This is a genomic window from Stieleria tagensis, from assembly GCF_024129865.1.
Taxonomy (GTDB): Bacteria; Planctomycetota; Planctomycetia; order Pirellulales; family Pirellulaceae; genus Stieleria; species Stieleria tagensis.
On record NZ_JAMYFE010000086.1, the window covers coordinates 121,385 to 130,127 of the forward strand.

The window sequence follows — 8,743 nt, forward strand, 5'->3', positions numbered from 1 at the left end:
CCACCCAACGCCCACATGTGTTAAAATGTTGAGCTCCACCAACATTGCACCGGAAGCAAAATAATGTCAGAGTTCGACGAATTAAAATTAACATTTGTGAGAAACCTTCCTGAACGCGTCATCGATATGATTGCTGACGTTATTCGTTGCAAGGCGACGGGAGAAAAGCGAGTTCAGAGTCTTGCTGGAGGCCGAATGATAGTCACGATGACGCTTGGGCACGGTCGATTTGAACCCGGAGATCTGGTTAAACTTGCCGAGGCCGTGGGCGCTGATACCAGTGATAAAAGTAGCGGTGGATTGAAAAATGCAATCTTCCATCGAATGCTTGATATTAGGTTGCGAACACAATTGGGCGACAAGTTTTTGGAATTTGAAGAATATGTCCAGCATATTCGTCAAAAGGTTCCGCAGTTGATTGTTTTGCGATCATTTCCAGTAGACGATTCTCAATCCGCACCGGCGGCGTACTTCAATCCCAATTCGCTGTCCGAAAATGAGTGGTTGCATGTTGACATGTCCATTCATCCAATGACCGACATGCGTTCAAATCGTGTATTGAAATTGGTCACCGATAGGGAACAAGGCGGAACCGTCGAGTGGGGCGAAAACCTGGAGCAACCTGCGGTAAATTGGGTGCCGCTATTCCCACACGAATATTTCGAATTGCCGCCGATTGAGCCCGAGTACGACACTGACGAAGAGTTTCCCTTTGATATTCCCGACGACGAAGAACTGGTCGAAGCATACGAAATCCTGGCGAGCACGACCTGTCTGATGACCGGTTACGACTACCATATTCAAGAACAGGGTAAGCCCTACCGTGGTGTCTACGCGCAATTGGGAGGCAGCCTTTACGCCTGGGTTGAACAGTCGATTGAAGAACAGACCGGCAATAGAGTCGTGCTTCGTACCCACGCCAATTCTGAACCCTGGGTCGAAGTCGCGATAAACGATTCAGGCGAATACCGTGTGATGCAGCACATCACCTAGCCGTCGCACTTACAGCACCGCGTGTTTCTCAGAGCCAAGTCTAAACTCCTGATTTCTTGGCGCCATGTGCAAGTTTTCAGGCTCAGCTTTCGAAGATTCACGCGAAGAGATCATATGCGCAGTTGGCTCCTGGAAAACCAAGGAAATGGTTTTGGAATCTGGGTACTCAGCTGAAAAAGATCACCAACGTGGAGGTGGTCTCGCGTCTCCAACTTCAGCCTCGCTTACTAATACCGGAGTCGGCCACCGGGTGGCGCAAGCAGCAGGCCGAAAACCGCTTCGGTGTCACGCGTCTCCTGCAGTTCGGGGATCGCCTAGAATGCTGAGGATGATCCAACCGTCGTGCTGTAACAGCAAGGGAATGGAGTTTCTTTAAGGCAAGATTCTCGTAGGTGTGGCTTGCAAGAATTGGGTCGATCGAACGAAATAGGCTAAACAATTCATATTCAGTCTTCGAGTTTCGTTTATGGATTCCGATTCGTTTTGACCCGAGAAGCATGGTGATCACCTGCGTCTGCTTGGAATGGCGCATTTGGACCCCGAACTCATCGGCAAGATCGATCTCTCAGGCGTTGTTCAGGCAACCATGTTGGAAGCATTCAATCAACAGACTGCGGCGCCCATTGAAGGAAGCGGGAGACTCGTGTGGCTGCAACGTGTCTTTATGAACAACTTACTTGATGAACTGCGCAAACTTCGAACGCAAAAACGAGATGCTGGCAGGGAGCAATCACTGGATGCCTCCATCGACCGATCGACTAACTGGCTCTGTGACTGCCTAGCCGCTGATGATTCGACCCCAAGCGCAAAGGCGGCGCGAAATGAAGCCGTTGACAAACTTTTACAGGCAATCGCCAAACTTCCCGATTCGCAGCGTATGGCAATCGAAATGCATCATTTACAGTCTTTACCACTGGAGCAAATTGCTGAGAGATTGGGCAAGCCAAAGGGGGCCGTTGCCGCGACAATTTATCGGGGCATGAAGAACCTACGATCACATTGGCCCACGTCGCAGAGAAGATGACCTTTGGATAGACATCCGTAAGCAAGCGGTTGGTGTTTTCCAGAAATCCGGGAATCGTGCCGCTTTGAGCGTCATCGGACGTCACGAACCACGCTGTATTATAAAGGGCGTTGGATCGGAGAATTGCCATTTGGCAGCGTTTGCGATTTCTCAGGCGGACCGTGTCCATCTTCCTTGTGGTCCGAAGCTGGTTTTCGTTCGTGCGATGCACCGACAAATTTTTTTGGTACTGAAAGTATCGCCGCTGAGCAGACAAAGTTGGTGCATTTCCAATCGGAATTTCATTGGTGGGCCTATCTGGGTTGGCTTTTCGGGTCGCTCAGCAAAACCCAACCGCAACACTAACCGATCGTGGATTCTTCAGCCGTCGACGATCTCGCCGAATGAATAGGACATCAATAATGGTGGTGACAGTGGTGGAACGGATGATCGTGATATGAGCGACAACCAACTGGCATCCGACGATGACGCGTTTGAGTCGTTGCTCGCACCCTGGCTTGAAAAGATGGAACGCGGCGAATCGATCGATCGGGACGAGTTGCGTCAGCGGTACCCGCATGCTGCAGATTCGATTTGCCGGTTCTTGGACGATGAGGAACAAGTACAGAACGCTCTCGCCGACCTACGCAGCAAAGTACCGGGCGATACCCAGCTTTTGCCCACGGTCGACTCCAAGGCTTTGGCCGCAACCGGAAAACCCGCGATCGGCGAACGACTGAAATACGTGGGGCAGTACGAAATACTGCAGGAAATCGCACGAGGCGGTATGGGGGTCGTATTCAAGGCTCGCCAGGAGAAACTTGATCGCATCGTCGCCCTCAAGATGATTCTTTGTGGGGGTCTTGCCAGCGAGGCTGATCAACAGCGTTTCGCCCGCGAAGCAAGGGCTGCAGGGCAGTTGCAACATCCCTCGATCGTGCCGGTCCATGAAATGGGTGTGCATGCGGGGCATCCGTATTTCACAATGGACTTCATCGAGGGAAAGACTCTTGCGGAGATTCTTCGAGACAACTCAATTGCTCCCCGTGAGGCCGCTGAGCTTGTCAAATCCGTCGCCGAAGCGATTGAGTTCGCGCACGCTCGAGGAACGCTACACCGCGACCTCAAGCCGTCGAACATCCTTTTAGACGCAGAAGGTCGCCCTCATGTAACTGATTTTGGCTTGGCAAAGCTCATTCCGGTGGAAGGTGAGACGGCCGCCGAGCTTACCGAGTCCGGGCAGATCCTCGGGACGCCGGGGTACATGTCTCCCAAGCAGGCCTCCGGAGAACAAGGGCAGGTCGGTCCCACCAGCGATGTCTATGCACTGGGTGCGGTCTTGTATGCTTGTTTGGCCGGTCGCGGTCCCTTTGTCGCCGACTCAACGCTCGAAACGCTCCGGCAAGTCATCCACGACCCTCCGATTTCTCCTCGTGTACTCAATCCCAAGGTACCGAAGGATTTGGAGACAATTTGTTTGAAGTGTCTCGAAAAGAGTCCCCGCCAACGGTACGCGTCTGCCCGTGAACTGGCGGCTGACTTACAACGGTTTCTCAATAACGAATCGGTGAACGCTCGGCCGCTTTCTAGGCTGACGCGCGGTTATCGATGGGCCGACCGCAACCTGGGAAAATTCACCGCGTTGATGATCGTTGTCTCGCTGTTTATGCCAATTGTGATATTTTTCGCGATTGGTGCGCTGATGGGACGATGGCCGCCCTGGGAACTTTTGGATTTTTCTTACCCTGTCATGTTGGTGCTCGGTGCTCCGTATTTGTTCAATATGTTGGTTTACTATGCCCGTGTCCGAATGGGAAGAAAAGCCGGCTCGGGTCCTAAGGAAGTCAGGCAACGGTCGGTTCCACTCATCGTGCTGGGCGTATCAATCTGCTTGGCCTGCGTCGTTGCGTATACCTGGGTACTCGTTGCCAATCAATGGAAAGCTCCAAAAGAACTGCGACTCTTGGCGGTCGGTGTGATCTTGGGAATCGGCATGGTCGTGCGAGGTCTTGGAGTTCGTGGCTAGTCCTTGGACGACGCAAGTTTTGAAGATGGAAAGTCGATTATGCAACTTGATAAAGAAGAGCTTGTAGTGCTGGCCAAGCAGGCCGACGGCCGCGTTTTTCGTCTCAGACATGCGGCATTGGTGGGAGGCGTTCTCGGTTCTGCCGCACTCATGGGGTTAGCAATCGTTTTTGCAGGAAACGCTTGTCGCCAACTCGAAGATGTCGTTTTCTATATTCTCATTCCCAGCCTTTTCGGAGGGCTGATAGGAACCTCCTTGGGTCTCGCGGTTTTTTCGGCAATTACAAGACACAGAGTTCATCCAGTTCTGGCTGCAATAACTGGTGGGGTGCTCACCCCTGCAATTTCTGCAACTCTGATGATCGTCTGTTTGCGGGTGTTCAAACCTGATCTTTTTTCAAGCGGAAACTCCCTGGGAAACGCATTTGAGTTGAGTTGGTGGTGGATGGTCTATCTTTTCATCGTGTTCCCGGTTTCCATCATTTGCGGCGTAATAGGCGGATGCCTGTTCAACGGTCGCTTAGCCAAGCCCTAATGAACTTAGATAGAGACGAATCAAAATTGTCAGTGATAATCCGAATCGGCGATCGAGCGAAAACGCGAGGGCCCCTGAAACCATCGGGGGAAATTCGTATAGGCAACATGATCTTTGCCGCCGTCTCGCCAGGGGTGTTCCGCCGAATGGTAGCAACTCCCGCCGAGGCCGCCGGTGCTCGTGCCGACCATCGTCCGCTGGCAACAGGAATTGCGTTCGGAGTTTGCTTCACAAGCATTATCGGTGCAGTCATCGGTTTCGATGTGTCGGGCACGTTTTTGGGGACGAGCGTCGGTTTGGTTATCGGAACAGTCACCGCGGGGTCGGTGATCTTTATGCTATTCATTTTTTCCCACCTCTGATCTTTAGCAGCCGGCATGTGGCAGAAAACCGATATGCCTTACGCCATTGCAGCGCGAGATTTCCATGAACAGTGATTCAGCTCCGCCGCTATCGCACACGCGATCTTCAACTTGGTCGTGGATGATCAAGGGGACCATTATTGGAGTGGTATCCGTCCATTTGGTGCTACTGATCTTTGCCTGGATCAAGGGTGCCATCTGGGGATCGAGCGGCGATCCCAGTGGGTTGTTTCCTGGGTCGACCGGGAGAGCGGTCGAGCATGGTTGGACAGGCGGCATGAACAGTGCAATTGAGCTTCTGGCGCTTTACGCGTTTTCGCTCGGCGTGATTCCGCTTTTCCTTTCGATCCTCGGAGCGATCGCGGGATTCGTAATTTGCAGTTCCCTACGCTGGCGCCAAGCGGCTGACTCGATCGAAGATCCGTTTGTAACAACCGGTAAAATCTCAATCGTCCGCAGTATTCTTGTTTACGCTGCAGCTGCCTACACGACAGCCGCCCTGACCTGGGGTTTGACCTTTGAAAGCATTGGCCCAATGGGTTGGACTGGCTCATTGCTGTGGCCGCTGCAGGTTCTGAACATCGCGATCTGGGGGACGAGCGCCATTGCGGCGTACATTCGATATCGACACTGGCAGATTGCCGCTGGTGTGGTCGCCATTGGTGTGTCGCTCTATCTGCTGCATTCTTACTACTTCCTTCCACCATTCGGGCTGCTATTGGGGGCAATTCTCCTACTTGCTTATGTCGTAGCAACCAGCAAGCGTCGTTCCAGCACCACAGTCCCGATCGCCTCAACACCGGAAAACGAGACGTTTCAAACAGCAGCGATCAAACCGATCGGAGCCAATGGATTCACCGTGTTCTTGCTCGGTGGCTTTGGCTATTATGCCGTCGTTTGCCTGCTGACGCTTCTCGCAGTGATGAGAAATCAAAACCCAGATAATTGGGGAGTCGTCATGCCAATAGTGATCGGAATCTGGGGGATCCCCATCTTCGGCACCGTGGCAGCCACCCTTCACGCGAGGGCAGGTTCATGGGCGTGGCTCAGCAACCGCAGGGCATGGCTGTTCGCGGCGTGCGCCTTCTTGATCTGTCTTCTGCTGTTGGTCGCAGTTTTGGCGCAATGACCCGAAACGATTGAGTGGGCATCTCCGTTTCCGCGTCTCAAGTTTCACCGGTCATCACGACAAGCAGCGTACGGATCGCGAACCGAACCGGAGGTCTTCGTAACCGACCCAATTTGAATCGACGTGGACTTGACTGTCTGGCTTCTGAATCTCTCATTCGCGACCGGAATCGCTTCCGCTCTCCAGCGATGCAGCAAAATAAATCGAAGGCTGCGAAACGGATAGCGAGTCGCGCACAGTACGCGTGTCCTTCACTTTCGGCTCGTATGGCTAGCACCCACCGCTGCGCCAATCAGTACTCCAACGAGCAATGCCGTCGGAGTACCCAACAGCAACACTAACCCACCCGTCGTGGGCCCCCATGCGCCGTGTGCTGTCGGAGTTCTTAGAAACTCTCCACCCGTTATCAGTTCCGAGTACGCGATCAATCCCATTATAAACAATGCGGTCACACCCACGCCTCCTAGAAAGGACCACCAAAGTACCATTAGGCAGCCTTGTCCCGGGTTATTGTTGCTCATTAGTACCTCCACATTTCTTCCGGATTGGCGATACGCGGTGAAAGACTTCAAGTCTTTACACCAGAATTCAATTCGCATCGGGATTGTAGAGCCCATCGCCGCAAGTTTGTGCGCGACCTGCAATGAACGATCCAAGTGGAAACACAGCATAGCTGGCCCTTCACGTGGTCCTTATATTTGTTCACAGGAATCGTTGAGGGGCAGAAAGTGGTCCGCATCGTGTGTGGCTGTCAATTTTCAAGTCGCGGCGGTTGCATCGTTCGACGCAAATTTGAGCTTGCCAGAACAAGCACTGGCGGCACGGCTTGATTTAGGGCAGTGAGCAAGGCACGGCGGCTTGGGAACCGGTGGGAGAAGATTGACTGATTGTTCGTGGCTGTCGTTGCCAGACGGCGGCAATTTTACTACGACGGGAACTTTACTCGATCCTCGCGCGGCTCGGCTCACGATTGCAGCGGGACGTTATTTGATAGTATTTTGAGCAGGAGAACATAATTGCCCCTTTTTCGAGTTGACGACAATGATGAACTGCATCTTTAACGTGAACGTCCGCGTCGTTGTGATTGCCGCAGCGTTGCTTTCTCCTAGCGAGGCTTTCTCACAGGAATCAAAGACCTGGAGTGACAAGACAGGCAACTTTTCGGTCGAAGCGGTGCTTAATTCTCAAGATGCTAGATCCGTTCGTTTAACGACAACGGACGGCCGCGAGATCACCGTTCTGAAGAGCAAACTCAGTCAAGCGGATCTGGAATTTTTGGATTCAAAGCAGCCCAACATGGCGACGCCATCCGCTGCAGAGGCTGAAGCACTCCTCACAGAAACCTTGGCTGGGCCCGCGATCGTGAGTGGTGCCGACGTAGCGTTGGATAAGTTCGCGAGTCAAATCAACGTTAACGTGTTCATTGATCGCCGAGGCTTTGAAGAGATCGGGCTGGCGCCTAGCATACCGATCGATACCAGCGGTGCCGCCGCGTCGCTTGCGGATCAGTTGGATGCGATGCTTGGCCAGCACAAGTTGACTTGGTACCGAATGCGCACCGTATTGGTAATCACGACGGCAGACGCTGCTGAAGATAACGCTGCAGTGGCGATTGCGTATCGCATTCCGATTCCAAAAAACGACTTTGCGTCGGTGGCGAGCAAGATCCAATCGGTGGAGCCTAAGAGTTGGGATGTGATGGGTGGCATCGGGAGCGTGAAGCTGCTTCCGACTGCCGTGGTGATCCGCCAAACGCCCCAGATCCACCGGCAGCTCGCACGGCAACTTTCGTTGCGACCAAACCCTCATCGTTACGCCCATCCGCTCGACAACGAAATCGTATCGCTCGAGATTTCTGACGGGACGCTGGACATTTTCGCTCAGGCTCTCACGACTGAGCTGAATCGAAAAGTTGACGTTTCCAGCTCTGTCGCTGATCAACGAGCATCCTCGATAAAACTGGATCACGTGTCGGCAAAAGATGCGCTCGATTTGATGGTCGGTCAAGTCGATTGCCAGTGGCTCGAGCATGGTATGGAAATCGAGATTGTTTCGGCGGGTGAAGCGAAAGGAAATCTTGAGCAGCGACGAGTCGCAATGGCGTTTGCATCGGCTCCGGTGTCCTCGTTGGTTCTCAATACAATGATGACGATGATCGAACCGAGATCGTGGAGCCCGCTTGGTGGTCCGGGCACAATCCAGTTTGCTGGCGGCAAGAACTTCATCATCTCGCAAACCCAACCGACGTTCCGCAATTTGGATCAGTTGCTCGCAGACCTCGGAAGCTGAGATACCGAGGCTATACTTATTTATGGCGCAAGGTCGCGACGTTGGCGGCACCCGCAAAGATCGGAATCTGCTGGATCGATGGTAACGAGATACGAAGATTAAAATTGCAGCAGTTGACGTCAGATCGCCACCACCTCTGCGAGGATCACTTTTCTTGCCGTGAAAGCGGTTGCATCGCCCGAACGGAGTTCGGGCGGGGTGAAACTCGCGTCGGTGTCTTCAGAATCCGCGGACCGACGCGCCGAATGGCCCTCGCCGAAAGTGCTCCGGCTTCATCGACCCGAGAAACAGGTCAGATTTACCGAATTCAGCCACCGAAGTGAAAGACGGACCTAAAAAGCGTCAAGCAAGAGTCCGCGCACCTTTTCTCCCGCTCTCCGTGACAATGTGCTGGTTCAGCGGGAACT

At 53.2% G+C, this 8,743-nt stretch carries 7 protein-coding genes; all 7 read left to right on the top strand.

The window, feature by feature from the left end; genetic code table 11:
* The first annotated feature begins 63 nt into the window (after positions 1–63).
* Complete coding sequence (locus NHH03_RS20190) at positions 64–993, top strand: hypothetical protein (RefSeq protein ID WP_253159015.1); 930 nt, start codon at positions 64–66, stop codon at positions 991–993.
* A 532-nt stretch (positions 994–1,525) separates the two neighbouring features.
* Complete coding sequence (locus NHH03_RS20195; protein ID WP_253159017.1) at positions 1,526–2,017, top strand: sigma-70 family RNA polymerase sigma factor; 492 nt, start codon at positions 1,526–1,528, stop codon at positions 2,015–2,017.
* Between the two features lie 505 nt (positions 2,018–2,522).
* Complete coding sequence (locus tag NHH03_RS20200) at positions 2,523–4,022, top strand: serine/threonine-protein kinase (protein WP_253159019.1); 1,500 nt, start codon at positions 2,523–2,525, stop codon at positions 4,020–4,022.
* A gap of 39 nt (positions 4,023–4,061) precedes the next feature.
* Positions 4,062–4,556, top strand: coding sequence for a hypothetical protein (locus tag NHH03_RS20205; protein ID WP_253159021.1), 495 nt, complete (start codon positions 4,062–4,064; stop codon positions 4,554–4,556).
* A 107-nt stretch (positions 4,557–4,663) separates the two neighbouring features.
* Positions 4,664–4,918, top strand: a complete 255-nt coding sequence (locus NHH03_RS20210; RefSeq protein WP_253159023.1) for a hypothetical protein — start codon at positions 4,664–4,666, stop codon at positions 4,916–4,918.
* Between the two features lie 64 nt (positions 4,919–4,982).
* Entirely contained in the window at positions 4,983–6,047 is a 1,065-nt protein-coding gene (locus NHH03_RS20215; protein WP_253159025.1) for a hypothetical protein, read from the top strand.
* A 1,041-nt stretch (positions 6,048–7,088) separates the two neighbouring features.
* Positions 7,089–8,336: an SHD1 domain-containing protein gene (locus NHH03_RS20220; protein ID WP_253159027.1), complete on the top strand. Its 1,248-nt coding sequence runs from the start codon at positions 7,089–7,091 to the stop codon at positions 8,334–8,336.
* Positions 8,337–8,743 lie beyond the last annotated feature (407 nt).

Bases quoted from the DNA above. Each gene is read 5' to 3' on its own strand.
- NHH03_RS20190 (WP_253159015.1), top strand. From the start codon at position 64: ATGTCAGAGTTCGACGAATTAAAATTAACATTTGTGAGAAACCTTCCT.
- NHH03_RS20200 (WP_253159019.1), top strand. From the start codon at position 2,523: ATGGAACGCGGCGAATCGATCGATCGGGACGAGTTGCGTCAGCGGTAC.
- NHH03_RS20205 (WP_253159021.1), top strand. From the start codon at position 4,062: ATGCAACTTGATAAAGAAGAGCTTGTAGTGCTGGCCAAGCAGGCCGAC.
- NHH03_RS20210 (WP_253159023.1), top strand. From the start codon at position 4,664: ATGATCTTTGCCGCCGTCTCGCCAGGGGTGTTCCGCCGAATGGTAGCA.
- NHH03_RS20215 (WP_253159025.1), top strand. From the start codon at position 4,983: ATGAACAGTGATTCAGCTCCGCCGCTATCGCACACGCGATCTTCAACT.
- NHH03_RS20220 (WP_253159027.1), top strand. From the start codon at position 7,089: ATGATGAACTGCATCTTTAACGTGAACGTCCGCGTCGTTGTGATTGCC.